Raw genomic sequence first — 22025 nt, forward strand, 5'->3', positions numbered from 1 at the left:
ATCGTCCTCGCCGACCGCGGACCGCTCTCCTGGCGCCGGCTGTGGGTGGTCCTGCCCTACCCGATCGTCTGGGTCGTCGTCGTGCTCGTCCGCGGAGCGACCGACGGGTGGGTGCCGTACGGCTTCCTGCTCCCCGAGAACGGAATGCCGTCGCTCGTCCTGCACGTCGCCGGGCTGACCTGCGCGGTGCTCCTCGCCGGCGCACTCGTCTGGGCACTGAGCCGACGCCGCACCTTCCACCTCATCTAGTTGATGTCCCAGCGGAGTAACTTCTTGACTCAGCTCAGTTCACAGATCAGACACTCACCCGCAGGTAGGGGCGCTGACCGGCCGCGGCGATTGAGGCGAGTGTCGAAGCGAGATCCTCGACGAGGCGGTGCACCTGCTCGGGTGACCATCCCTCGAGCTCGGACGACGCATCCTCCCACTGCCGCGCTGCGGCGGCACGACCCGTCTCACCTGCGGCGTCTAGCGCGCCACCCAGGCCGGTGCTGACTGCGATGACGAAGCTCTCGTAGTCATCGGTCGCCGCAACCGGCTGGTACTGCGCCGCGGGAACCTCGAGCGCTGGTGTCGAGGTCAGGATGCCTTCGAGCTCCCAGAGTCCGGTCGGATCTATGTCGCAGACGAGACCGTCCGATCCCGACAGCGCCGCGCCCGCCTCTTCATCGGAACCAGCACCAAACACACTCGCAAGAATTCCCATAGCAGTCAGCGTCTCACATAGCACCCAGCGTCTCACGTAGCACCCAGCGGTGCGCATGTGGCGGGGGACACGCGGTCGTGCGGTGCTACCTCACCTACGCCGAGGAACCAGGTCCGCAGGCTTCGCACGGCGGCTAGCGGAAGCGGTGACCCACCGTTCGTAGCACTGGAACAGCTGAATCGCGCCGACGGCTGAGACGACAAATCCGATCAGAATTCCCACGAGCAGGACTGGGCTGAGCTGGCCCCCTGTCTGATTCAAATCTGCACGAACGCCGGCCTGAAACTGCAACAGCGAGCAGATCACGGCGATCACAACACCCGACGCGAGCAGGCTCGAGCCCTTGAGCACTTCCACCATGACCACCCTCGGTCGTGAAACTACCGCAGAGTCTCCCACCCGACACCGCCTCGACCCTTATGGAGATCGTTCAATGGGCCGCTGCCGGCGGGTGTTGATCTCAGTCGCGCTGTGCGTCGCGGCCGAGAGCAGGGCGACACCGCCCCCCGCCGGGCTGTCGCGTGCGGCGTCAGCTCAGCGATGCCAGGATCTGGCTGGCGAGTGGCAAGCGCGCTAGGTCTCAGGCGGGTATTCTCCGCGCGTGGACCTGAATGACCGATCGAGCGCGGAGTTGGAAGAGATGATCACGGCAGTGTGCCGTCGAGTGCGTCGACGAGCGCGGGCCAGTTTTGACTTCGGTCTGGCGGCCGGTCTCGCGGGAGGCCTGCTGCTGGGCAATCTTTTCTTCGGGGGCCCCTCCACGCAGGCTCTTACCCCGATTTCCGTCGGCTTGCTCGTCATTACGGCGCCGCTCGCGGTAATCGCTACCTACATGAACACGGTGAGGCGTGCCCCGGACTTACAAAGCATCCATGACCTGCAGGAGATTCTCTTGCGCCGAGAATCTGCTTCCTGAGCGCGCCAGGTCCACATCGAATCGTTAGGCTTCTCACCTGCTGTCTGGCGACCCTCCTCTCGGCCGCGGTTGTTAACCAGTAATAGGGTCGGCTGGTGGTCGTGCCGTGCCGTCATACTGAGCACGTGTCCATCAGTTCGCGGGTGTTGCGTTACGCATCCGCCTATGCGCTACTGCTCGTCGTCGTCGCGATCGTGTTGCTGAACACGTGGCCCGACTTGTGGGACGAACCACTCGTTCTCGTCGTCCTCGTTCCACTCATGATCATGGCAACGGCTTACCCGAGCTTGCGTCACCAGCTTCCTCCTGAGAGGAGCGTGCGCGAAGGGCAACAGGAGGGCCGTTCCATCCGCGCCGCTGCGTCCAAGGGCGCTCACTCCGCTGACCTAGAGCCGGACGAAGCGCCGGGGCTTTTCGACTCGCCCGCTCGCCAAGCACTCATGGCAGCAACAGTCACCGCCGCCGTGGTGATCGTGCTGGCTCTCATCAGCGTCGTGCAACCGGCGCTAGATCGAGGGTGACGTCACTGTCGCTCCTGGAGCCAGGAACGTCCCGTTACGGGATCGTTGACCGGCAGAGGGGGCGCTGCGCTATGTCGTCGCTCGTTCTTCCTTCGACTCGGTGATGAGCTCCTGCTTGCGTTCGGCTCTGAGCGCGACGACGGTTCCCGCGAGAGCGAGTGCGGCGGCTGCGGTGAAGAGGGCGGTGGCGTCCCACCTGTAGTGACGGATGGTGATGCCTGGTGAGGTCTCGCTGGCTGCGTAGGTGCAGGACAGGCCGAGCGGGTAGAGGATCTTCTCGCCCGACACGCGGCTGGAGTAGAGGTCGATCCCGTCGGGGTACTCGCTGTGCTGGCACTGCACGGCGGCCGGGTCCCAGCCGGTCTGGATCCAGCCGATCGTGTGGGTGAGGAGGGCGACTGGGGTGCCGATCACCATCGCGAGGATGCCGAGGGTCTTCGCGGTCCGCAGTTCCATCCCGTCAGAGTAGGGCGGACGCTACCCACCACGCGCGTCCCGAAAGGGGATGGGTGGCCGGTCACCCACTGAGCAGCCCGGTGGCTGTGGCGTATTCGGCGCAGTACCGTCAGCGAATGTTCTTCCACTCGAGTAAGCGCGATTCGCCGCAGTTGCGTCCTGAGCTCGAGCGGTTTCGCGAGGCTGTCGCTGAGGCGTCATTCGAGGGTGAGCTAGCGGGCTACTTCTCGGTGCAGGTCGGTGCTCACCTCGCGGCCAGCGGCCCGTGGTGGAGGCGGGAGCTGAGTGATCCGCGATGGGGGATCGCGTGGACGTTTTTCTATGAGCCTGCTTTCGATGAATCCCATCCGCGCGTGGGCCCGCCGTACGAGGACGGTTTCGAGCTGGGTGATGAGTCGGTCTTCGATGAACTACTCGGAGGTTCGGTCGACGTCCGGGGTCGGGTGTACTCGCTGCGTTGGATCGACCGCGCGAGCGAGCCGGAGCTGTGGGCGGACAACTACGGGTACATGCCAGCGAAGCCCGGAGTTGGAATCCCTGTACGCGTGTCGAGAGTGCGTCGTCGAGACCGTTGAGCCGGATCTCTCGTCGGCAGGCGGCGTCCCGTATGGGGGTCGTTCACCGCGCCACTTCGGCGAGCAGACTGGGCCGCGCAGGAGCGCGGGCTGCAGTGTCCCGTAAGACCCGCCCGATGAGATGTCCGGTGACGGGGCGGCTATCGGGACACTGGGACGGTGGATGAGAAGGCGATGCTGCGCACCCGAGCCGAGGTGCTCGACGACCTCGAGCGGCGGATGCGCTCGGAGGCCGATTTCGCGGAGGAGCGAATCGTGCGGACGGAGAACGGCTTCCGGCTTCAGGAGACGGAGACTTTCACGGTCGAGGTGTGGAAGATGCTGTTCAACTGGCGCCTCGTGGTGATGCCACCGCATCAGCAGGTCGAGACGACCCACGGGTACTGCTACTTCGGCACCGGCCTCGAAAGCTTGGCTCGCGCGGTCGCCGCCGGCCGCCAGTGGGTAGATCCGATGAATACGGCTCCGGAGGGGTTCGACAAGCAGGCGTTCTGACGCCGCTCTAAAGCTCAATCTTGGAGAGCTCGTCGGGCTGGGGGAGTGCCAGCGCTCGGTAGAGGGTCGTGCGGTCGACGCCGAGCTTGCGTGCCACTGCTGCCTTCGGGACGCCGGCGGCGATGTCCGCTCGAGCTGCAGCGACCTGGTCGTCGTCGAGCCGGCGTTGCCGGCCCGTGTACTTTCCAGCGGCCTTCGCGATGCGGATGCCCTCGGCTTGCCGCTCTCGGATGAGGGAGCGCTCGAACTCGGCGAATGCGCCGAGCAGGTGCAGCATCAGCTGCCCGAGCGCATCGTCGCCGCCGGGTCCGTAGGTCTGTTGTTCCTTGATGAACTCGACGGAGGCGCCCTTCGCGACGATCTCGTCGACGACGTCGCGGAGATCTCGCAGCGAGCGCGCGAGGCGATCCATCGATGCGACTCGGACGAGGTCGCCGTCTCGGACGTAGCGGATGCAGTCCGCGAGAGCGGGTCGGTCGATGCGGGTAGCGCCGGAGACCTTCTCTTCGAAGATCCGGTCGACGGTTCCGATCACCTCGATCTGCCGATCGAGGTTCTGGTCGGTCGTGCTGACTCGGACGTAGCCGACGGTCTGCGTTCGTTGCGTCACTCCTAGACCCTGACACAGATGTGTAGCGAAAGAGGGAGAAGCGACCCTAATGCTACGCGCGTCGCTGGGTGTCACTGGTGTTGCGTTGGGGTGTACCGCAATCCGACGCTTTGGTGTGAACGTCGAGGGGAGGGGGCATCCTGCGGGGTGCGCAGGCAGGACCGCGCGTCGGGGATGCTCGGCGTCGCGATGCTGGAAGACTTGTCTCAACGCGCCCGATGGAGGAACCGATGACGAGCTACCTCGTGAGCTACGACCTGTCTGCGCCGGGACGCAACTATGACGAGCTCATTGCTCACTTGAAGTCCTACGGTACCTATTCACACGCGCTCGAGAGCACATGGGTGATCGTCACCGACAAGAGCAGCAATGAGGTGAGGGACGCTGCCACGAAGTACCTCGATGCCAACGACAAGGTCCTGGTGTTGAAGCTCAGTGGCGCGGGCAGTTGGCGTGGGCTGAGGGCGTCAACCACTGAGTGGCTCAAGAAGCACCTCTGAGCGATCCCGGCCACGGGGCGGCACGTGGGTACCACGGTGGTGTCACGGGCACGGCGGAGGGCCGGCCGAGTTGCGCGCTCGGCCGGCCCTGATGTGCTGATGGATGTGGTGTCGGGCTAGTAGCGGCAGCGCCATCCGCTGGCGCTGGTGTTGACGGTGACGGCGACGGCGCGGGAGTTGTGTTGCTGCTGGCAAGCGAGGGAGACGTTGACGCCGACGGCGCCATAGCGAGTGCCGCAGCGCCAACCGTCCCAGCGGTTGTTGATGTTGGTGGCCTGGCTGGGGGCGAGGGTGCCGCTGCTGACGTTGTCGGCGCAGTACTTGGCGATGCTGACGTTGTAGTCGGCTGCGAGAGCGGGAGTTGCGGTGGCGACTGAGAGACCACCTGCGAGCGCGAGGGCTGCGCCCAGTGAGGCCAGACGTTGGGAAACTTTCATGGGTGTTACCTCCTCGATGAGCCGGCGATCTGCCGTCGACGTGACGGTGGCAGGCACGGGACGGTTCTTGGGTCGTCGTTGGAAGATCCGTCATTTCCGGAGAAGCTGGAAAACATTCGCATCGAGCTAAGCGGACGCGGGCGGGGCATTGCGACGGGTCCCAGCGCTCTGAGCAGGTGTGTCGAGGTCGACACGGCCTTGAACGGGCGTCCTCGAGCGATCGGGTTGGAGCTGCGCTCGTTCCGGTCTCTCAGTCAGGTGCAGAGTGCATTGCCTACGTCGATGGTGTCGCCGTCGAGTGTGATGCTCCCGTGAGCGCAGATGCGTGTGTTGGGATCTGTTCGAACGACGAGGGCGGTGTAGGCGCTTTGAACTCCTTCGACGGTGGACTCCTGCCGGTGGTTGTTGCGGTCAGCGCTCTGCGGGTAGATCTCGATGTGGACGCTGTTGTTGAAGCTCTGGTTGTCGTATCGCGTGATCCGACCCCATGCGGCTTGGCAGCGGTCGGACCACATGACTTCGAGTAGGACGCTCTCGATGCGTGTCTCCGATGCGGCCGGTCGGGCGTCGTCCAAGCAGGAGGTCGCTGCGGGGTCGACGCCGTTCTCGACGGGAAGCACCGACGGGCTTCCCGGCTCCGGCTCGGTGGCAGCCACTGCCTCAGGGCGATCAGCAAGGGCACTGATGCCGGTCGCGACTGCGGCGCCCACCCCGAACGCTACGACAGCAAGAACCACGGCCCCGCGAAGAGTCAATGCACGCTGCTGCGGACCAGCGTTCGATGACGCCGGCTCATTGCGCGCACGAAGCGGTTTGGTGGTGGGGGACATTAGCCGGGTGCGCCGGTCGAGCCACGCGGACGGGTCCTCGCCAAGTGCGCGGACGAGGCAGTCGAGAGTCCGTTCGGACGGCAGTTGCTTGCCCTTGAAAGCGTCTGACAGCGACGACTTAGAGACTCCCGTCAGCTGCTCCAGGTGGACCAGTGTCGGGCTGTCCGCCTTCAGGCGTAGCCGACGAAGATCGGCAGCCAGGAGGTCTACTCCCGAGACTTGCTGCGAAAAGTCCTCTTCTTGCACCTGCGGCCTCTCTGACCCGGACACACGCTCAGCGTGGAAGTCCAAGGTACCGTCGGACCCGGCGAACCGCGGAGTCGTCAACATGGGATTCAAGGTCGGCGGTGAGTGGTGAACGTGATCGAGGACATGGTGCGCAGCCTCGCTGAGGCGCCCGGCGCGGTGATCGGTGCTGCGGCGGTTGGCATGGTCAGTTTCCTCTTCTACCGACTGAACAAGCTGCTGGATCGGCGGGCTGACCAAAAGGCTGCCGACGCCGCGAGGACTCCGAAGGCGAGTGCCGCAAATCGTCGCGCCGGACAACGCTTCTTGAACCGGATGGCGACGAGGCGAGTGCACAGGGACGGGCCGGCGCGATGGTTTGTGACCTACGAGCCGGATCTCGCCGCCTACAGCCTCGAGCACCGCGGACCGGGACCAGTCCACGACCTCCGCGTTGATGTCTTCACCCGCGGGCGACGGCCGCGGCCGGCAGGTGTCACGATTCCTGTGCCGGTGCTTCCTGCCGGGATGCCCCTCACGTTTCGTCCCGGCGCGCCGAGCCGAGCTCGGAAGTACGTCCTCGGGCTCCGATGGGACGACGATTTCGGAGTTGAACAGTTCGAGCGCTTGCCGCTCTCCACCGCCGGCACGTTCTGAGCACGAGACCCAAGCTGCTTCCTGGAATGCCTGCTGAGACATCAGCGGCGGTCGCTAGACGATGCGGAGCATGGGTCCCGTGTTGTCGGTCGTGCGGGTGGGCTGGTGGTAGCCGGCGGCGTGCGCGATCGCGGTGAGAGCGTGTCGCGCGTGCTCGTAGTCGAGCTGTTGGGTGACGTGGCGGATGGAGATGTGGGTGCCTTCCGCGAGGGCGGCGGCGAGGGTGAGGATCGCGACGTCGGCGCTCGTGAGGCCGGTGTGTCCGTGGAGTGCACGGTCGTAGTCGACCGCGTAGACACTCCACCCGGTGTCGTGCAGGATCCAGGGCGCGTCCGCGTTCGCGAGGCCGGCGCGGATGAGCAGTTCCGTCGCTGCCTCGCGTCCCTTGTCGCCGGCCGCCCAGGCGTGCAGCTCGTCGCCCAGATGTGCGCTGGTCATGCGGTGTCCCGTCGTGTCGGTTGCACTGCTGCTGGTGTCCATTCTCTGAGGCCATCCATCCGATAAGCAGAGCGTTGGCCGGAGGGGCGAGGCCGTCAAGTGTGACCCGGAGGGTCATCCCCGAAGGGGACGCGGAGTGCTCTTGACGGTCTCGCTTTGGAGGCCAGAGTGCCGCGTCGGATGGACGGCCGGACGTGACGGACGCGCTACAGGCGAGCGGATGGGAACTACACGGGAGCGGAGCAGGCGGAGCAGTTCGGTGTGGGCCGATCGACGGTGTACCGCGCAGCGGAGCGGACCGATTTGACGGACGCTCGGACGGTGGAGGTCACGCTTCCTCTGCGCGCGACGAACCCTTAGTAGGAGTGGCGTTGTCGAGCGCGGCAACCTTCTGGCGGTACTCGCTGGCGGAAATCTCGGGCAGGGCATCGGCATTCAGCAGCTGGAAGGCGGAGTGTCCGAACCTCACCGCTGCATCCGACCATCGGAGGGAGTTCATGATGACGGGGTTGTCGGCCCACTTAGTGCTGACGGCGGATGACGACGCGTGGTCGTTGACCCATTGCACTAGACCGTCGATGTTTCCGCTCTCGGCGGTGATGTGGTGCGCGGCGACGCTGTTGCGTGTGCGGCGCAGCTCGTCACTGAATGGCTTGTTGTTCATCGGTCGTACGGCTCGGCCGTACTCGGCGTGCGCGCGGCGGAGGGCGCCGGCATCGACGTGCGTGTTTCCGGTTCCCGCAAGGCGATCGGCTTCCCTGACCACCTTCCGCGCAAGCTTCGGGAACGTCTCGAGTACGGCGCTGAGGTGCACAACGAAGTAGCGGTCCCAGACAGTACGCAGGTCAGGGTAGGTCACCTTCGCCAGCAGGAGCGCATGGATCTCAGTCATGGAGTTTGTCGCGTAGACCACCAGATCGAGGGTATGCGCCATCAGATCGCGTTCAACGATGTCTCGTCGGTACCTCGCCCGGTCGGCTGCAGCTTCTTCAAGGTAGGACTGGTATCGGTAGACGCGCTCCTGGAAAGTTGCGAGTACTTCGTCGTCTGTCGGATCGATTGCAGGGTTCATGCTCTTTCCCTCTCTCCGGTGTGGCCGGGGAGGTTGAGGTCGTCGTTGTCGCGCAGGGTAGTGAGCGCGAGCGAGCGCGCGGTACGGGCGCAGGTGTCCGCAGTGTCGGCAGAGTCGGACATCACCGCGTTGGTGAGCAGCGCGCGAGCGTAGGTGCGCGTCTCGTCGTGCATTATCCGTTGTGCTCGGGGGCCAGGGCAGGCGTCTCCTCCGCTGCGCGACGGGTCGAGCGTCGGGCGCGGGGAGCGGCGCCGGTCGTGCCAGGGGCACGGGCTCCGGTGGCGCGCAGTTCCTTATCGCTCCACCCGGATGAGAGCGCCGCGTCCCACGCCTTGCTGTGCGCGTCGCGTGCGTCCTTCGCTGCCTGGTCTGCGGTGTCGACGTCGTTGGTCGCCGCGACGAGGGAGCGCACTGCTGCGACCCGTTCTTCGACGGATCGTTCGAGCAGTTCGCGTGCGGAGGCGGCTGCGGTGTCGGGGTCGATTCTCTTGTCTGCCATTCCCCCAGGTTAATCGAGTCGCGGAGCGACTGCCATCCCTGATTCGGCTCGTCGGATCGATTAGCGGAACAGCAGCGGTGTGGATACATGGCAGAGGTAGTTTGAGGAGCAAGCTGTCAACTTAGGTGCCCTAAATTGCTTGCCGGCCTGGCGCTGCGCTGGGCCGGTACGCATACTGGTCGTATGGTCCCCGCTGGTTGGCGGGTTCGCTGCGCTGGGCTGAAGGACGGGGATGTGATGACGGAGTCGAGCCGGTTGTTCGGTCGGAAGCGTCGTCCGAACGTTCCGCCGGAGCAGCGTCGGGAGAAGAGGTACGTCGTGCGGGTGTCCCCGGATGAGGATGCGATGTTGCGTGCCCGTGCCGAGGTTCTTGATGTGACGGTGCCGCGGTTGATGTTCGAGGCGGCGATCGATCCGCAGGTGCGTTCGGACGTGGAGTGGAAGTCGGTCGGTTCGGAGCTGATGCAGCTGCGGACGTTGATGGGGCGTCTTTCGAGCAACATGAATCAGCTCGCTCGGTTCGCGAACACCGAGGGCCGCTTCCCGGAGGAAGCAGTGCAGGTGGCCGCGGAGTATCGGGCGCTGGTGCCTCGGGTGAACGAGACGCTGCGACGACTGGCCGGCCAGTGATCCCGAACGTCACGTACGGAGGGGACATGGGCGGTCTCGTGCGCTATCTCGCGGGGGAGGGGCGCGCGAACGAGCACCGTGAGCAGCACTTGATCGCGGGGGACCCGGCGATCATGGCGATGCACGGGGAGAGCGTCCTCGATCAGGCCGAGGCCGCCGCGATCGCGGCGGAGTTGAACGAGTACAAGAACTTCTTCGGCGTCGAGGTGACCCGCCAGGAACAGGTGTTCGACAAGGACTCCGGCGAGCAGATCGGCAGCAAGCGCGTCGCCGCCGATGTCTGGCACTGCTCCCTCTCGCTGCGTGCGGAGGAGGGGCAGCTCACCGATGATCAGTGGGGACGGATAGCGACCGATTTCGTGGACCGGATGGGGTTCGCCGGCGAATCCTCCGGGAAGGCCGACTGCCGGTGGATCGCCGTGCGGCACGGGCTGTCGAAGAACGGCAACGACCACATCCACATCGCTGTCTCCGCGGTGCGCGCCGACGGGACGAAGGCGCACGTCGCGTACGACAAGGCGCTCTCGCAGAGGGTCAGCCGACAGCTGGAGAAGGAGTACGGGCTCGAACCGTTGCACGCGCCGGAACGTGAGCTGGGGGAGCGCGGCGTGCAGCCGGGCGCACGCGAATCCGCGCAGCGCCGCGGCGCTGTCGAGGTCGACGCTCACCGGCTCGAGCGCGCGGTCCGCTCGTCGGCATCAGCATCCGCGGACGAGGCGGAGTTCGTGCGCCGGATGCGCCAGGCAGGCGTGCTCATCCGCCCGCGCTACGCGGCAGGCCGCGACGACGTCGTCGCCGGCTACTCAGTCGCCTTGCGCCCCGAGAAGGGCGCGCCGGTGGTGTGGCACGGCGGCGGGAAGCTCGCCCGGGACCTCACTCTCCCGGAGCTGCGGAAAGGCTGGCCGGACTCACCACAGTCCGCGCAGACAGCAGTCGATGAATGGCGCGCGACAGCGAAGAACCCGTGGCGCTACCAGCCCGTCGCACCCGGCCGCGAAGCGACCGAAATCTCCAGCGACCTCTACTCCTCCTACGCGGAGGACATGGGGCGGCTGCACGACTACCTAAGTCGAGTGGACCCCTCCGATCGCGCGACCTGGGCACACGCAGCCCGCGAAGCATCAGGTGCCTACGCCGCATGGTCGAGGCGCCTCGAGCCGACACCCGGGCCGCTGGCCGAAGCGTCACGGACCCTCGCTCGCTCCGCGCATCTGCGTGCGCGCGAGTCGACGCCGCGGCCGGCTGGGATGCCGTCGATGGCCGGCACGACGATGCTGATCCTCGCGACCGCCGGGAAGCGGAACAAGGCCGCCGAAGAGGCCATGCTGCTGCGCCAGATCGTGCGCACCACGCGAGCGATCATGGACGCCCACCAAGCCGCCGGCGACGCCCGCCGCACCCGCGAGCTCGCCGGGACGATCCGGAACCAACTGAAGACGGTCCACGAGGGCTACAGCGCGCAGATCCAGAAGAACGCCTGGGAAGCTCTGCCCGAGGACACCCGCCGCGCGCGCGAGACGGTGCAGGCGAGCTTCGCGACCGGGACTCCTGTCCCGACGAAGCTCACGAAGGCGGAGCCGAACGTCACCACGACCGCTGCCCCGCAGCGTGGCGCCGAGCTGCGCGAGCGCGACGGACACGACCGCTAGACCGACACCAGTGAAGGGGAGGAATCACTATGGCTGACGACGACGGAGGCGTGGAAGAGTCCATCAACTCGTCCGCGCGGATCGCCCTCACCATCGCGATCCAGCTCGGCGAGAAGCTGGCCCGCGCGTACCAGGAAGCGATGCGCGAAGCGCAACAGCGCAGCGCCATCGAGGCCCGCGAGCTCGCCGCCCGCTACGAGGGCGAACGGGCAGCTGCGCGACAGGCAGTATCCGTCGTCAACGATCCCCAGTGGTGGGATCAGGCGACCGTGCGCGACGTCGCCCGTGTCGCGGAGACGGCGACCGCGTGGAAGGACGTCGACCCGCAGATCGCGTCTGCCAGCGCACTGATCGCGTCGGAGGCGAAGGAGCGCTACGGCGTCGATATCGCCACGTTGCAGGGCATCGCCCAGGACACTCCGACTGAGTTGGACCTCGCGAAGCAGTGGGCCTCCACTGCCGCGCCCGATGGCTACCACCGCCACGACGAAGACCGGCTGACGATGCCCGTCGGCGACATCCGCGAGCCCAACCCTTCGGCGGAGCGGGCGCTCATCGCGGACTACCGCGCGGCGGTAGCCGGCGACGTCCCCGCACTCGAGCTGAGCGCCGCGGAGGAGTGGAAGCGCGCCAACGATCCGGTCGGCTACCAGGACTACCGCGTCGAGACAGCCGTCGCCTTCGATGACAACGGCCGCGCGCAGCCGGCGGAACCAGCGGTGGCTGAAGCCTCCCGCGCGGCGCTTGTGCAGGAGTGGCGAGCCGACCAGGCCAACGGGCTCACCGTCGCCGCCCCGGACGCCGAGCGGGCTCAGTCTCAGCGCGACGTCACTGAGGCCAAGGTGATGATCGCGGAAGCCGACCGCCTCGACCGCGCCTACGACGCCTCCTCTTCGGTCGCGTCGTCAGAGATCCCGATCGACTCCGCGCAACGTGCCGATGAGCTCGAGCAGCAGGCCGCGCAGTACAACCGCGACGCAGAAGCCGGCGGCACCCCGACGCAGAGCTCGGATGAGCTGCGCAGCCTCGCTGCGGACGCTACGGCTCGAGTCGCCCTATACCGCGACGACAGCAGTGCGCCGCGCGACCCCGACAACGTCCCAGCGTCGGCTGACGAGGGGCGCGCAGTCGCGGCTCGGTCCGAAGGGGACCTTGCGTACGACAGCGCCGAGCGCCGTGCGCACACAGCAGCGACGATGCAGGCTCAGGACGTGCCGGAGGAGCAGGTGAACGCGCGGATGACCGTCGACGCATCCTTCGCCACTCCCGCCCGCGGCGCGGAACCCACAAAGCGCGCACGTGTCCCCTCAACTCGTGGCAGCCGCGGCCAGGGAGCTCAAATCGAACGATCCAAGCCCGGCCGCTGAGGCAAGAGGCGAAGTCGTGGCCAGAGGTCAGACTGCGTCAGCCTGCGTCCAATGCTGACGGAGCGCGGTTCGGCGCAGCAGAGTGCCGCGGCATCGATGCAGTTGTATCTTGCGTTGCTCCAATCAATGTCCGAGGCAGGCCGCGTGGTGGAAGAGCGAGGAGGCGGCCTCGCGCATCGAGGCGCTGTAGCGTTCGTGGGAGAAAGCTCGCCTCCACGGCGGGTCCGGGATGAGCGACTGGTGGATCAGCCACTGCGACCGACAGATGGCGATGCTGCTCTCACCCGCCGGCCCCTACGCGCTCTCCCTCGACGAGAACAAAGCCGGCGAACCACTGCCCTACACCTCGCCTCCCGCCTCGTTCTTCCCACCCGATAACCAGCCGCCCGAAGCCGCCTGACAGACATACGCAAGGGCTGAAACCTCCCGAGCGCGCGTCCTGCCGCGGGAGTGCGCGGGCGTGGTCTTCACCTCTCTGTCCCCGCTTTGGTGATAGCGGACTGGTTCAGGCTGTGGAGATAATGAGCGGCTTCTCAACCGGGCGGTATGGGTTGCTCCTCTTCCGTCCTCCCGAGCGATGTCGCGGTCTCTGTCACATCGTCGATTGGTCTCCGGTGCTGCCCAAGCTCTCCTCGCGTGCCCGCATTGCAATGCTGCTGCTCATTGCGCTCGTTCTGACCGCACTACCCGCAGCCCCTGCTCTCGCGGCGACGGCGTTCACTGCTGCGCCGACACCCACGATCACGGGGACGACGACGGTGGGGGAGACGTTGACGGCGAATCCCGGGACGTGGAACCCGGTCCCGACGTTCACGTATCAGTGGAAGCGGGGGACCACCGTCATCAGCGGCGCGACCGGAGCCACCTACACCCTCGTCACCGCGGACGCCGGCGCGACGCTCACCGTCGCCGTCACCGGAACGAAGGACGGCTTCACCACCACCTCGAAGACGTCCGCCCCGACCGCAACGATCACCACCACACCCGTCGCATTCACAACCGCACCGGTCCCGACGATCACCGGCGCCACGACCGTCGGGTCGACCCTCACTGCCAACCCCGGGACGTGGAACCCGGTCCCGACGTTCACGTATCAGTGGTACCGCTCCGGAACGCCTATCGCAGGTGCGACGAGCTCCGGCTATCGAATCGTGCTGGCCGACGCGGGCGCCTTGTTGACCGTTACCGTGACAGGATCAAAAGCTGGTTACTCGACGGCCACGCTCGCCAGCAACCCGGTCGAGGTTGCCTTGCCAGTTCCAGAAGGGTCAGATCGTGCATTGATCGTCGAGTCACTTCCCCTGGGCCTTGGAGCTTGGATCTCGTGGCTCCCCGACGCACGTGACGACCTCACGGGGTATCGGCTCGTCGCCACCGCCGAAGGCGAAGGCGTCCCTGTCGCGTGTGCTTCAGCATCGCCCCTTTCGAAAAAGGTACCCGCGAGCGACTCATCGACAATGTTCGCCGGGCTCTGCGAAGGAGTCATCTACCGATTCACCGTCCAGGCCGAACTAGAGTCCGGTTTCGGGCTCATCTCGCCCCCATCGACGCCCGTCGTTCCATGGCCCACGCAAGCTCCTGAGGCCCCGCTCATCTCAGGACTTATCGGACGAAACGGTACGATTACCGTGGGCTGGATTGCCCCCGCCTACGACGGCGGCACTGCTGTCGACGGATACGTGATCAGCGCCCTTGACGACGGTGTGGTCGTGTCAAGTGCCACTGCTGGAGTCGACGACCGCTCGGTCATCCTCGCGGGGCTCACCAACGATCGTGAATACACGGTACGGGCCGTCGCCAAGAACGTCGTCGGCCCTTCAGAGCCGTCCGAGGGCACAGCGAAGGCTTCTAACATCTACACGCCGGACGTACCGATAGCGGCACAAGCCGTTCCCGACGGATCCGGCGCTGTCGAGCTCGCTTGGTCACCCCCCGTAGACGATGGAGGGAGTCCGATCGCGAGTTACACTGTCGGCTGGCAGCAAGCCGCGCGCGCGGAGGACGGCACATGGGTGATCGGTTCCGACGCTGCCGCCGATAAAGTCTCGTTGAATGCGTCTCAGACAACCTTCACTGTGGAGGGTCTGGACGGCTCGCAGTACTATTTCTTCTCGATTAGCGCGACCAACTCCGCTGGTACTGGTCAACCTTGGACGTCTGAAAACGCCGTGACCCCGACCATCACCCTTGAAGCCGAAACAATCGTGCTCACTGACGAGTCGGCGGTGGCACTGCTTACCGTTGAGGAGGACACCTTCACCTGGCCCCTGCCAGCGCCCTCAGATGTTGCAGATTTGCGTGCCGGCGACATCGTTGTGATCCCGCCCGGCCCCTTGCTGGAGAGCGGAACGATGCGTGAGGTGGTCTCGATCGACACCTTCGGCAACGGACTCGTGGTTACAACGACGTCCGCCGACTTCGCCGACGCCTTCGACAGCTTCACCCTCGACGCGAATGTGGAGCTTGTGGATCAGGTCGACACCGAGTCGAACCTGCGGGCGGATTCGTCCTTCCGGCCGGACCGGCCAGGTGTCATGGCTAGTTCCGGCACCGAGGTCGGCGCGACGCTCTCGCAGACCTTCCCGATCGAGTTCAGGGAGAGTGGCGCAAATACCTGCTCGGGGTCCGAGCGATCGGGCGGGGGAAAGATCTGCGGCGGCTGGGCCTTCAAAGCTTCTCTAAGTCTTACGCCTTCGGTCAGCACCGGACTCTCGGTGAAGGATGGTGAACTCACTACGAGGGCGAGCGCGTCCATCAAGACCACAGCCTCCGTGAGCGGTTCCGTCTCCGCGTCTCGTCAATGGAACCTCGGCACCATCCAGCTTCCTCACCCCATCGTGTTCATGATCGGGACGGTACCGGTGACGATCCGACCTCAGATCCCCATCACTCTCAAAGTTGACGGAGCGGCGACGGTCTCTCTTTCTGCAAGCATGACCCTCGGGTCGGGGATGAGCTATTCATCAAAAGATGGTCAAGTCGTCGGAATTGACCTCACCGATGGCCCTCACTTCGACGCATTTGGCGCTCCCGACTCGGCGCTCACTGCACAGTTCAAGGGCACCGTCACCCTCGGTGTTGAAGCCAAAGTCCTAATCTACGACTTCTTCGAAGCGTCGATGGCAGCAAGGCTGGCTCTGTTCATGACCGTGCAATCAAAAGTGGACCCCTGGTTCAATCTCGAGCCAAAGCTGAGTCTGACAGCATCGTTAGCTCTATCGATACTCAACTACGACCTGGGGCGGACCACCGTCGACGTCGCAACCGCTCATCTACCCTCGGTCACGCTGAACGGAACGCCGAAGCCCGCATACGCCTTATCAGCGAGTAACTACCAAATCCCGCCAGGAGCGAGCGTGACGGCTGTTGCAAGCCGCTCCGACGGCATAACGAAGCCCGTGACCTGGTCTCTCAACGGAGGCACCGGCGGCGACCGAATTTCAAACACCGGTGTGTTCACCGCCTCGAGCACCGCGCCCGGTGACAGGGTGGTGAAACTTTCCGCAAAGGACTCCGACGGGATCGCGGGAAGTGTGCAGATCTACGTCGGCATGTACATCGCACCGCCCAGCGACGCCCGAGTCAGCGCAAGTGCGGTCGGTCTCGTGACCGTGCAATGGGATGCCTCACCGAGCCCGGGCGTAGTGGGTTACCGCATCTCCGCGAACCCCATCTCGCCCTACCTGCGCAGCGCGGGGCAATCCGCCACGTTCTCGCTCATGCAGCCCGGCGTGCTCTACACCGTCAACATCATCTCCGTGACAAGTGGCGGTAAAACATCGGCACCTCTACAGCTGATATTTTCGCTGGACGGAAACGGGCGCATCCACGAGGAACCCGGCGGCAACTGGGACACCGAAATGAAGGTCATAGCCCAAGGTCTCACCTATCCAGTGGGAATCGCCGTAGACCCGGCCGGCAATACATATCTCCGATCAAATGAAGAAATCGTACAGAAGGTGACGCCCAATGGAACTGTAACGACGTTTGCGGGTAATGGCCAGATGGGCGAACCGAGACCCGGCCGCGCTACACAAAGCCCACTCAACGGGCTGAGCTACTTCGACTCCGACGCCGCGGGCAACGTATACTTTGGCACCACCAACCACATAGTGAAGGTCACTGCGGCGGGGCAATTGTCGATTATTGCAGGAAACGGCACGTCGACGTGTCCCGGCGACTATATGCCTTGTGATCCGCCAACGTCCGGAAACGCGCTTTCCACTGGCCTCGGTGGAACGCCTAGTGGAATCGCGGTGGATTCGGCGGGAAACGTCTTCGCATCCACTGGCGCGTACGTCCTCAAAATCACGCCAGCGGGGCAGCTTTCCCGTGTCGCGGGGGCCAAGGGAATATTTGATTGGACACCTCTTTCGAGTTCAGCTACTGACGCAGTCTTCGGTGATAGTAGCGTGCGTGGGATCGATGTCGACGCGAGCGGAAATCTCTACGCTGCACTCGCCAACGGAAGCGTGATTGTCAAGATCACGCCAAATGGGCAACTACAGGTGGTCGCTGGAGATCTCAATCTCGCAGGGACTGGGGATGGTGCGCTGCCCAAGAGAGCTACCGAGGTAGGAATTAACGGCGTCAGCGACGTCAAGGTCGACAGCCAAGGGAATATCTTCATTGTTGATTATGGCAATAACAGGGTTACACGAGTTGACGCGTCAGGCATGCTGACCGTCGCTGCCGGCGCCTCGACCGACATGTATGGCAACTGCAAGGGGCCAACGGTCAATGGTCCCGCTCTATCCCACATTTGCGGACCTATGGGAATTGCCGTGGATAGAGGGGACAACCTGTTTATTGCGCTCTTCAAGGGCGGAGCCGTTCTCAAGGTGCGCCGCTAGGGCAGGAAATGATATATATATGTTCCTCGGCGACGTCGGAAACCTCTCCGGCGATGCTGCACGACTCGCCGCCTGCTAAGCGGCACCCGGTGACCCGAGCCGCCCGCTTCTTGAAGTCGGTTCGAAGTCCTTGAAACGCAGAAAAATTTGCGGAAGGGGTACCGCGTACTTCACGTCTCGAGATAGCGAGCCGGCAATCAGCTAGTGCCGCCCTCTCGCCGTATCCGATAATCGACGTTATGTCAGTTTGTTCGCACACACTCCGCCCGACGGGCTCCGAGGTGTGGATGCACACGAGCCTCGGAACCCGCCGGAGTCACGCCGGCTAGGCGCCGGGTGCGAGGCCGAGCTGCGTGAGGATGCCGAGCTCGTCGCTGCTTCCCCAGCGCTCGGCGAGCTTGCCGTCGACGAAGGTGCTGATCTGCATGCCGCGGATCTTCACGGACTTGCCCGTCGGCGCGTGGCCCTGGAACACACCGGTCTGCGTGCCGGTCAGCGTGTAGGCGAAAGCGACGCTGTCGTCGTCCGCGACGAGCTTCTCGACCTCGAGCGCCATGTCGGGGAACGCGGTCCGCAGGTCGCCGAAGAACGCGGCGTATCCCTCCGGACCGGGTGCCTGGCCGGGCGCCGGGTCGTGATCGACCGAGTCGGGCGCGACGAGTGCGTCGAACGCGGCAAAGTCGCCGGCGTTGACCGCCTCACCGAAGGCCTGCTGGGAGGCGATGTTCTGCTCGCGAGTCATGTGCTGTTACCTGTTCTGCACCGGTCCGGTGCCTCGAGGAGTGGTGCGGGTCGTCAGCGACGGTACGCAAGCCCGTCGAGGGCGGTACAGGGCTTGCGCGCTCCCCCGGGCGCTTCCCAATGCCGCTTCTCATAATCGAGATTATGTCAGTTTGCTCCTCGGGCGCGGATGGGTCGGGCACCCGAGATGCCGGCTGCCGACACAAAATATGGTCACGAACTCCTGCCTCGCCGCCTTCCACCGGAGACAGCTACCGGAGCCCTGCGCCATGACTCGGCGCGGGGAGGTGCCAATGAGCTCCAGGCGCGCGACGTCCTGATCGTCACGAGAGTACGACCTCCACTCGTAGGCGGGCAGATCCAGGTCGGTGTTCTCATCCGACTACGAGGCGATGAACCCCTCGTCGACGTCGAAGTCGGGTCGGCGCCTCCTGCGGGACCTCGTCGTTCCCGTCGGTGCCCACGTGATCGCGTCGTTCATGTCCTCGAGTGTCGCATTCACCTGCTCGGGCCACCTCCGATGACGACGGCTAGGCTCGGGCCATCTGATCAAGGGGGTTCTGATGGGAAGAGGCATTCCGGTCGTCCTGGATGGTTACCAATGGCCCACTCGAGCGGCCGCGGAGAAACACTTCAAGGCGATCCTCCACGATCCTCGTTATCGTGTGCACGACCCCATCTCCGATCCGGAGCATGACGCGCAGCTGCGTGCGCTGGTCGAGATCCATCACGAGGCCGACGTGAAGATCGGTGTGGGGATCGACTACTTCTTCATCGGTTTGACCAGCGAGGGAGACCGGTTTAACGTTCGCCCTGACGCGACCGGGATCTGGATCCGTCGTGTCGACGGCAGTAAGGCCGATTTCAGTTACTTGACGGCGATCCGCGATTACGGACCGAAGCAGAACGTCAAGGACGCGATGCGACTCGCCCTCGAAGATCGGCGGATGGGGTACCGCGAGCAACGCTTCGCGGACGGGACCGCGACCAGCGACCTCTCCGGAACTCCCTTCACCTCGCGCGATCAGGCGGCGGTCATCTACATCGACCCGACCTGGGAGCAGCTCTCCTTCCGTTTCGCGGAGTCGGAAGGAGGGTGGGACGCGATCGAGGTTCACTCCGGTCGCGGGGCGGTGCGTGTCGGCGCCGAGTTCGCGGATCCTCACGTCGAAGACCGCTGGCTCGATTTTCGAGCGCAGCATGCTCGGCCGGCTCTGGCGACCTTGAGCGAGCTCGCCCGACGACCCTGGGTGGATGAGACGGCCTGGACGCCCTGACTCAAGCTGGGGCCGGCTCGTACCGTCAGTTCCTCGTCGTGCGCGTCGCGCGACTGAGACAGAACAGGTAGCGTCAACGAAAAGAGGGCTCGATCTCACGTCTACTGAGATCGAGCCCTCCTTTGGATGGTGTTACTTCTTGTTCTCGGTGATGCTGGTGTGCGGGTGACGCGCGGCGGCAGCCGGGGTGATGTAGTGCCCCGTGATTGCGCTGCGGTGCTGCGTTGCGCTGGTGCGGTTCGCTCCTGACTCGGTGACGCTGGTGCGCGGGTGACGCGCGGCGGCGGCGTTCGAGATGTAGCGTCCGGAGATGCTTGACCTGTTCGACATGGTGGTTCCTCCTTTCTGTTCGTGATCGGTGGTGATCGGATCCGCCCGGTGGCGGTCCGCATCGTCCGAGGACCGGACGAGGCTTAGGCGGGGTGCGGGAGGCTCATCGATGTCGGCGAGGCGGCGGATGATCTTCACGCTCACGCGCAGGGCCTCCGCGATGGCCGCGATGGACGTGCCGTCGTCATGAAGGAGGGCAAGCGCGTTCCTCATCAGTTCCGGCCTCTCCCCCGGGAAGTCCCGGATCGGCTGAGCGGTGGGCTTGACGGTGTTGAGGGTGATCCAAGCGCGCCGGTAGGTAGATTCGGAGATGAACTCCAGCTCCTTACAGCGGTAGAGAAGGGAGTGAATCGAAACCCCCCACCGCTGGCTGACCGCCTCGAGGCGGGCAAGGTTCACTCGGCGGGGTAGCTCGTTCTGGATCGTGTCGCGCGGGGTGAGAAACTCGGCCGCGAACGCGTCCGCGTCGCGCTCCATCTGAGTGTCGCTGCCGTGGCGTCCGTGGTGGAGCACGATGTGACCGAGTTCGTGGGCGGCCGAGAAGCGGTGTCGGAGGACATCGTCGGCCTTGTCGGGGGTGAGCACGATGATCGGTCGAGGGAGCGAGCTGATGGAGAACGCATCGATCTTGCGTTTTGGGTCGAGTTCGTCCTCTTTCATCGAGAACAGGACGGTCAGGATCCCGTGCTGCTCGAGCTGGTAGACGAGGTGCGGGATCGGTTCCGTACCCAAGTGCCAGTAGGAACGCATGAGGCGAGCGGCGCTCACTGGGTCGGGTGCATCCTCTGATTCCGTGTGCGCCCAGTCCGGGAGATTGACGTCGGGAAATTCGACGAACTGCTCGAGGTAGCGGCTGAGTTCCCAGACGAGCTCGGCGTAGGCGGTGGCCTGCTGCTGCTGACCCACGGTGGTGGAACGCAGACGCCGGAACGAGGCCTCGGCGACCTCGACCCGCACCGCGGGGCGCCCGAGAGTGAAGAACGAGATGGGGACGTCGAGAGCAGACGCGAGGGCGGTGATCGTCTCCGCGCGCGGGACGATCTCGCCGCGCTCGTACTGGCCGACCGCCGCGGCAGAGACGCCGACGAGGCGGTGAACGTCCGTCTTGGTCATGGCGCGGAAGCGGCGTGCCTGTTCGAGACGCGAGGGGTCAAAGGCGCGGGCGACGTCTGTCGCGGTGAGGGTGGAGGGTGCTGTGGGCATTACTGGTCCTGCTGGTCGGGCTGCTTCGAAGTGCGCAGCTTCACGGTGGTGCGAGGTCGCGGGGCGTCCGCGAAGCTCTCCGCGGGCTGCGGCTTGGTCGCGGCGGGCTCGCTGGTCTGAGGCACCTTGCGGAAGGTCAAGGTCTCGGGTTCGAGGAATCGCAGGTAGTTGCCGTCCAAGCGCGCCGGCGCCCACATGATCTGGCCCACTCCCCTCGGGGAGCTGCTGTAGAAGGCGACGAACAGCTCCGTACGGTCCTCGTCCTCCTCGATGTGATGGAGAACGTCCTTGATGCGAGCAGCGTCATCATTGGCGTCCGCCGGGTCGTCGAAGAGCGTCAGATCGGTCAGCTCGGGCCGGCGCGAGCTGTGCTCCGCGAAGGCGGCTCGTCGCGTCCGCGAGAGAGACGGGAGATAGAGCTGGTTGGTGTTCCGTCTCATCTTTTCGCCCACGCGGATCGGGAAGATGAGTCCCTGGCCGATGAACATCAGCTTCCGGGACGAGCGCGGGATCGGCTCTTCGCGGAAGCTCGCCTCCCCCACGAGGCCGACCCTGATGTCCTTCGGAACGGCCCTCGACATCCCGACGCCATAGACGTACAGCTCATCGTCGGGATCGGCGTACTCCCGGTTCGCGCGTCCGGTCCGAGCTTGCGCCTCGTGGATGCCCCAAGGGATCGCCGTCTGAAGAGTCATCAGCTCAGACGCCGAGAAGGCAGGGTGCCAGCACCGCGGCTGTCCGAACGAGAGGGGGGCGATCGTCATGGGGACCTCCTAGGTCACCTCCACAATAGCCGGTAAACTTTCAAACGCAACGCAAAATCGTCATTTTGACTCAGTTTGACCAATATTTATCGTCGGAACAGCGGAGGTAGCAGGTGCCGTCTCAGCCGGACGGTACCAGGGCCGGCTTCGCCGGCTCCTCCGGTTGCCCGGCGAGAGAGTGCCAGAGCCGGCTCATCCGTGTGTCCCTCACGACCGGGATCGTCCTGATCTGCTCGATGACAGCGTCAAATTCCGCCATTGTGGCCGTCCGCGG

Annotated in this window: 25 protein-coding genes and 1 pseudogene; 13 read left to right on the forward strand and 13 right to left on the reverse strand. The window is 65.1% G+C overall.

Going from position 1 to position 22025, the window contains the following annotated elements:
• Positions 1-249 (forward strand): Pr6Pr family membrane protein (locus C5C95_RS17535; protein WP_181125703.1); only part of this gene is annotated, 249 nt, incomplete at its 5' end.
• A 46-nt stretch (positions 250-295) separates the two neighbouring features.
• On the opposite strand, the gene C5C95_RS14915 is transcribed toward C5C95_RS17535, so the two are convergent.
• Together C5C95_RS14915 and C5C95_RS14920 are read right to left on the reverse strand one after the other, a co-directional pair.
• Positions 296-706: a hypothetical protein gene (locus C5C95_RS14915; protein WP_104248174.1), complete on the reverse strand. Its 411-nt coding sequence runs from the start codon at positions 704-706 to the stop codon at positions 296-298.
• A 90-nt stretch (positions 707-796) separates the two neighbouring features.
• Positions 797-1066 carry a hypothetical protein gene (locus C5C95_RS14920; RefSeq protein WP_104248173.1) on the reverse strand — a complete coding sequence of 90 codons (270 nt, stop codon included), beginning with the start codon at positions 1064-1066 and terminating at the stop codon, positions 797-799.
• A 241-nt stretch (positions 1067-1307) separates the two neighbouring features.
• Between C5C95_RS14920 and C5C95_RS14925 the strand changes: the two genes are divergently transcribed.
• Both C5C95_RS14925 and C5C95_RS14930 read left to right on the forward strand, forming a co-directional pair.
• Positions 1308-1622, forward strand: coding sequence for a hypothetical protein (locus C5C95_RS14925; protein WP_146076581.1), 315 nt, complete (start codon positions 1308-1310; stop codon positions 1620-1622).
• 125 nt (positions 1623-1747) lie between these two features.
• Positions 1748-2143: a hypothetical protein gene (locus tag C5C95_RS14930; RefSeq protein WP_104250057.1), complete on the forward strand. Its 396-nt coding sequence runs from the start codon at positions 1748-1750 to the stop codon at positions 2141-2143.
• A 69-nt stretch (positions 2144-2212) separates the two neighbouring features.
• On the opposite strand, the gene C5C95_RS14935 is transcribed toward C5C95_RS14930, so the two are convergent.
• The gene (locus tag C5C95_RS14935; RefSeq protein ID WP_104250056.1) at positions 2213-2599 is read right to left on the reverse strand and encodes a hypothetical protein; all 387 of its coding nucleotides are present in this window, start codon (positions 2597-2599) and stop codon (positions 2213-2215) included.
• Positions 2600-2715: 116 nt separating this feature from the next.
• Between C5C95_RS14935 and C5C95_RS14940 the strand changes: the two genes are divergently transcribed.
• Positions 2716-3174, forward strand: a complete 459-nt coding sequence (locus C5C95_RS14940; RefSeq protein WP_146076582.1) for a hypothetical protein — start codon at positions 2716-2718, stop codon at positions 3172-3174.
• 159 nt (positions 3175-3333) lie between these two features.
• Entirely contained in the window at positions 3334-3669 is a 336-nt protein-coding gene (locus C5C95_RS14945) for a hypothetical protein (RefSeq protein WP_146087095.1), read from the forward strand.
• A 7-nt stretch (positions 3670-3676) separates the two neighbouring features.
• Here the strand turns inward: C5C95_RS14945 and C5C95_RS14950 are convergent, their stop codons facing one another.
• A complete protein-coding gene (locus C5C95_RS14950; RefSeq protein ID WP_308471522.1) occupies positions 3677-4354 on the reverse strand; it encodes a recombinase family protein in 678 nt (225 codons plus the stop codon).
• Positions 4355-4509: 155 nt separating this feature from the next.
• Between C5C95_RS14950 and C5C95_RS14955 the strand changes: the two genes are divergently transcribed.
• Positions 4510-4779 (forward strand): SinR family protein, encoded by a 270-nt coding sequence (locus tag C5C95_RS14955; protein WP_104317997.1) that lies wholly within the window; start codon positions 4510-4512, stop codon positions 4777-4779.
• 116 nt (positions 4780-4895) lie between these two features.
• Here C5C95_RS14955 and C5C95_RS14960 read toward each other — a convergent pair whose 3' ends face one another.
• Complete coding sequence (locus C5C95_RS14960) at positions 4896-5216, reverse strand: hypothetical protein (RefSeq protein WP_104317996.1); 321 nt, start codon at positions 5214-5216, stop codon at positions 4896-4898.
• 254 nt (positions 5217-5470) lie between these two features.
• Entirely contained in the window at positions 5471-6292 is an 822-nt protein-coding gene (locus C5C95_RS17540; RefSeq protein ID WP_181125705.1) for a DUF2690 domain-containing protein, read from the reverse strand.
• 105 nt (positions 6293-6397) lie between these two features.
• Between C5C95_RS17540 and C5C95_RS17545 the strand changes: the two genes are divergently transcribed.
• On the forward strand, positions 6398-6928 hold the full coding sequence (locus tag C5C95_RS17545; RefSeq protein ID WP_181125707.1) for a hypothetical protein: 531 nt from the start codon (positions 6398-6400) through the stop codon (positions 6926-6928).
• Between the two features lie 54 nt (positions 6929-6982).
• On the opposite strand, the gene C5C95_RS14970 is transcribed toward C5C95_RS17545, so the two are convergent.
• From C5C95_RS14970 to C5C95_RS14980, 4 genes are all read right to left on the reverse strand, one after another.
• On the reverse strand, positions 6983-7366 hold the full coding sequence (locus C5C95_RS14970) for a hypothetical protein (protein WP_104317994.1): 384 nt from the start codon (positions 7364-7366) through the stop codon (positions 6983-6985).
• A 328-nt stretch (positions 7367-7694) separates the two neighbouring features.
• Positions 7695-8438 carry a hypothetical protein gene (locus C5C95_RS14975; RefSeq protein ID WP_146085704.1) on the reverse strand — a complete coding sequence of 248 codons (744 nt, stop codon included), beginning with the start codon at positions 8436-8438 and terminating at the stop codon, positions 7695-7697.
• Entirely contained in the window at positions 8435-8611 is a 177-nt protein-coding gene (locus C5C95_RS17550; RefSeq protein ID WP_181125709.1) for a hypothetical protein, read from the reverse strand. Before C5C95_RS17550 ends, C5C95_RS14975 begins: the two co-directional genes overlap by 4 nt.
• Entirely contained in the window at positions 8611-8937 is a 327-nt protein-coding gene (locus C5C95_RS14980; protein ID WP_146085703.1) for a hypothetical protein, read from the reverse strand. Before C5C95_RS14980 ends, C5C95_RS17550 begins: the two co-directional genes overlap by 1 nt.
• A 237-nt stretch (positions 8938-9174) precedes the next feature.
• On the opposite strand from C5C95_RS14980, the gene C5C95_RS14985 reads away from it, so the two are divergent.
• The 5 genes and pseudogenes from C5C95_RS14985 to C5C95_RS15010 all read left to right on the forward strand — a co-directional run bounded on the left by C5C95_RS14985 (position 9175) and on the right by C5C95_RS15010 (position 17436).
• Positions 9175-9567: a plasmid mobilization relaxosome protein MobC gene (locus C5C95_RS14985; protein WP_146087096.1), complete on the forward strand. Its 393-nt coding sequence runs from the start codon at positions 9175-9177 to the stop codon at positions 9565-9567.
• A 26-nt stretch (positions 9568-9593) separates the two neighbouring features.
• On the forward strand, positions 9594-11216 hold the full coding sequence (locus tag C5C95_RS14990) for a relaxase/mobilization nuclease domain-containing protein (RefSeq protein ID WP_146085702.1): 1623 nt from the start codon (positions 9594-9596) through the stop codon (positions 11214-11216).
• Between the two features lie 29 nt (positions 11217-11245).
• Positions 11246-12583, forward strand: coding sequence for a hypothetical protein (locus C5C95_RS14995; protein WP_104317989.1), 1338 nt, complete (start codon positions 11246-11248; stop codon positions 12581-12583).
• 202 nt (positions 12584-12785) lie between these two features.
• Positions 12786-12983, forward strand: a pseudogene (locus C5C95_RS15000) (DUF4913 domain-containing protein); the annotation flags it as partial.
• Positions 12984-13197: 214 nt separating this feature from the next.
• On the forward strand, positions 13198-17436 hold the full coding sequence (locus C5C95_RS15010) for a fibronectin type III domain-containing protein (protein ID WP_146087097.1): 4239 nt from the start codon (positions 13198-13200) through the stop codon (positions 17434-17436).
• A gap of 325 nt (positions 17437-17761) precedes the next feature.
• Here C5C95_RS15010 and C5C95_RS15015 read toward each other — a convergent pair whose 3' ends face one another.
• Positions 17762-18178, reverse strand: a complete 417-nt coding sequence (locus tag C5C95_RS15015) for an ester cyclase (RefSeq protein ID WP_056045707.1) — start codon at positions 18176-18178, stop codon at positions 17762-17764.
• A 562-nt stretch (positions 18179-18740) separates the two neighbouring features.
• Between C5C95_RS15015 and C5C95_RS15020 the strand changes: the two genes are divergently transcribed.
• Positions 18741-19454, forward strand: a complete 714-nt coding sequence (locus C5C95_RS15020) for a DCL family protein (protein WP_104324754.1) — start codon at positions 18741-18743, stop codon at positions 19452-19454.
• A gap of 132 nt (positions 19455-19586) precedes the next feature.
• On the opposite strand, the gene C5C95_RS15025 is transcribed toward C5C95_RS15020, so the two are convergent.
• Both C5C95_RS15025 and C5C95_RS15030 read right to left on the reverse strand, forming a co-directional pair.
• Entirely contained in the window at positions 19587-20987 is a 1401-nt protein-coding gene (locus C5C95_RS15025; protein ID WP_104324755.1) for an ImmA/IrrE family metallo-endopeptidase, read from the reverse strand.
• On the reverse strand, positions 20987-21751 hold the full coding sequence (locus C5C95_RS15030; RefSeq protein ID WP_104317984.1) for a hypothetical protein: 765 nt from the start codon (positions 21749-21751) through the stop codon (positions 20987-20989). The genes C5C95_RS15025 and C5C95_RS15030 overlap by 1 nt, the downstream gene beginning before the upstream one ends.
• Positions 21752-22025: the final 274 nt, after the last annotated feature.

The sequence above is a fragment of the Rathayibacter sp. AY1B7 genome, from assembly GCF_002932735.1.
Taxonomy (GTDB): domain Bacteria; phylum Actinomycetota; class Actinomycetes; order Actinomycetales; family Microbacteriaceae; genus Rathayibacter.

What these genes read in the sequence shown, in the direction of transcription:
- C5C95_RS15020 (WP_104324754.1), top strand. Translation starts at nt 18,741, where the DNA reads ATGGGAAGAGGCATTCCGGTCGTCCTGGATGGTTACCAATGGCCCACT.
- C5C95_RS14920 (WP_104248173.1), bottom strand. Translation starts at nt 1,066, where the DNA reads ATGGTGGAAGTGCTCAAGGGCTCGAGCCTGCTCGCGTCGGGTGTTGTG.
- C5C95_RS15030 (WP_104317984.1), bottom strand. Translation starts at nt 21,751, where the DNA reads ATGACGATCGCCCCCCTCTCGTTCGGACAGCCGCGGTGCTGGCACCCT.
- C5C95_RS15015 (WP_056045707.1), bottom strand. Translation starts at nt 18,178, where the DNA reads ATGACTCGCGAGCAGAACATCGCCTCCCAGCAGGCCTTCGGTGAGGCG.
- C5C95_RS14985 (WP_146087096.1), top strand. Translation starts at nt 9,175, where the DNA reads ATGACGGAGTCGAGCCGGTTGTTCGGTCGGAAGCGTCGTCCGAACGTT.
- C5C95_RS14915 (WP_104248174.1), bottom strand. Translation starts at nt 706, where the DNA reads ATGGGAATTCTTGCGAGTGTGTTTGGTGCTGGTTCCGATGAAGAGGCG.
- C5C95_RS14980 (WP_146085703.1), bottom strand. Translation starts at nt 8,937, where the DNA reads ATGGCAGACAAGAGAATCGACCCCGACACCGCAGCCGCCTCCGCACGC.
- C5C95_RS15025 (WP_104324755.1), bottom strand. Translation starts at nt 20,987, where the DNA reads ATGCCCACAGCACCCTCCACCCTCACCGCGACAGACGTCGCCCGCGCC.
- C5C95_RS14960 (WP_104317996.1), bottom strand. Translation starts at nt 5,216, where the DNA reads ATGAAAGTTTCCCAACGTCTGGCCTCACTGGGCGCAGCCCTCGCGCTC.
- C5C95_RS14970 (WP_104317994.1), bottom strand. Translation starts at nt 7,366, where the DNA reads ATGACCAGCGCACATCTGGGCGACGAGCTGCACGCCTGGGCGGCCGGC.
- C5C95_RS14975 (WP_146085704.1), bottom strand. Translation starts at nt 8,438, where the DNA reads ATGAACCCTGCAATCGATCCGACAGACGACGAAGTACTCGCAACTTTC.
- C5C95_RS14935 (WP_104250056.1), bottom strand. Translation starts at nt 2,599, where the DNA reads ATGGAACTGCGGACCGCGAAGACCCTCGGCATCCTCGCGATGGTGATC.
- C5C95_RS14990 (WP_146085702.1), top strand. Translation starts at nt 9,594, where the DNA reads ATGGGCGGTCTCGTGCGCTATCTCGCGGGGGAGGGGCGCGCGAACGAG.
- C5C95_RS14940 (WP_146076582.1), top strand. Translation starts at nt 2,716, where the DNA reads ATGTTCTTCCACTCGAGTAAGCGCGATTCGCCGCAGTTGCGTCCTGAG.
- C5C95_RS14995 (WP_104317989.1), top strand. Translation starts at nt 11,246, where the DNA reads ATGGCTGACGACGACGGAGGCGTGGAAGAGTCCATCAACTCGTCCGCG.
- C5C95_RS17550 (WP_181125709.1), bottom strand. Translation starts at nt 8,611, where the DNA reads ATGCACGACGAGACGCGCACCTACGCTCGCGCGCTGCTCACCAACGCG.
- C5C95_RS14955 (WP_104317997.1), top strand. Translation starts at nt 4,510, where the DNA reads ATGACGAGCTACCTCGTGAGCTACGACCTGTCTGCGCCGGGACGCAAC.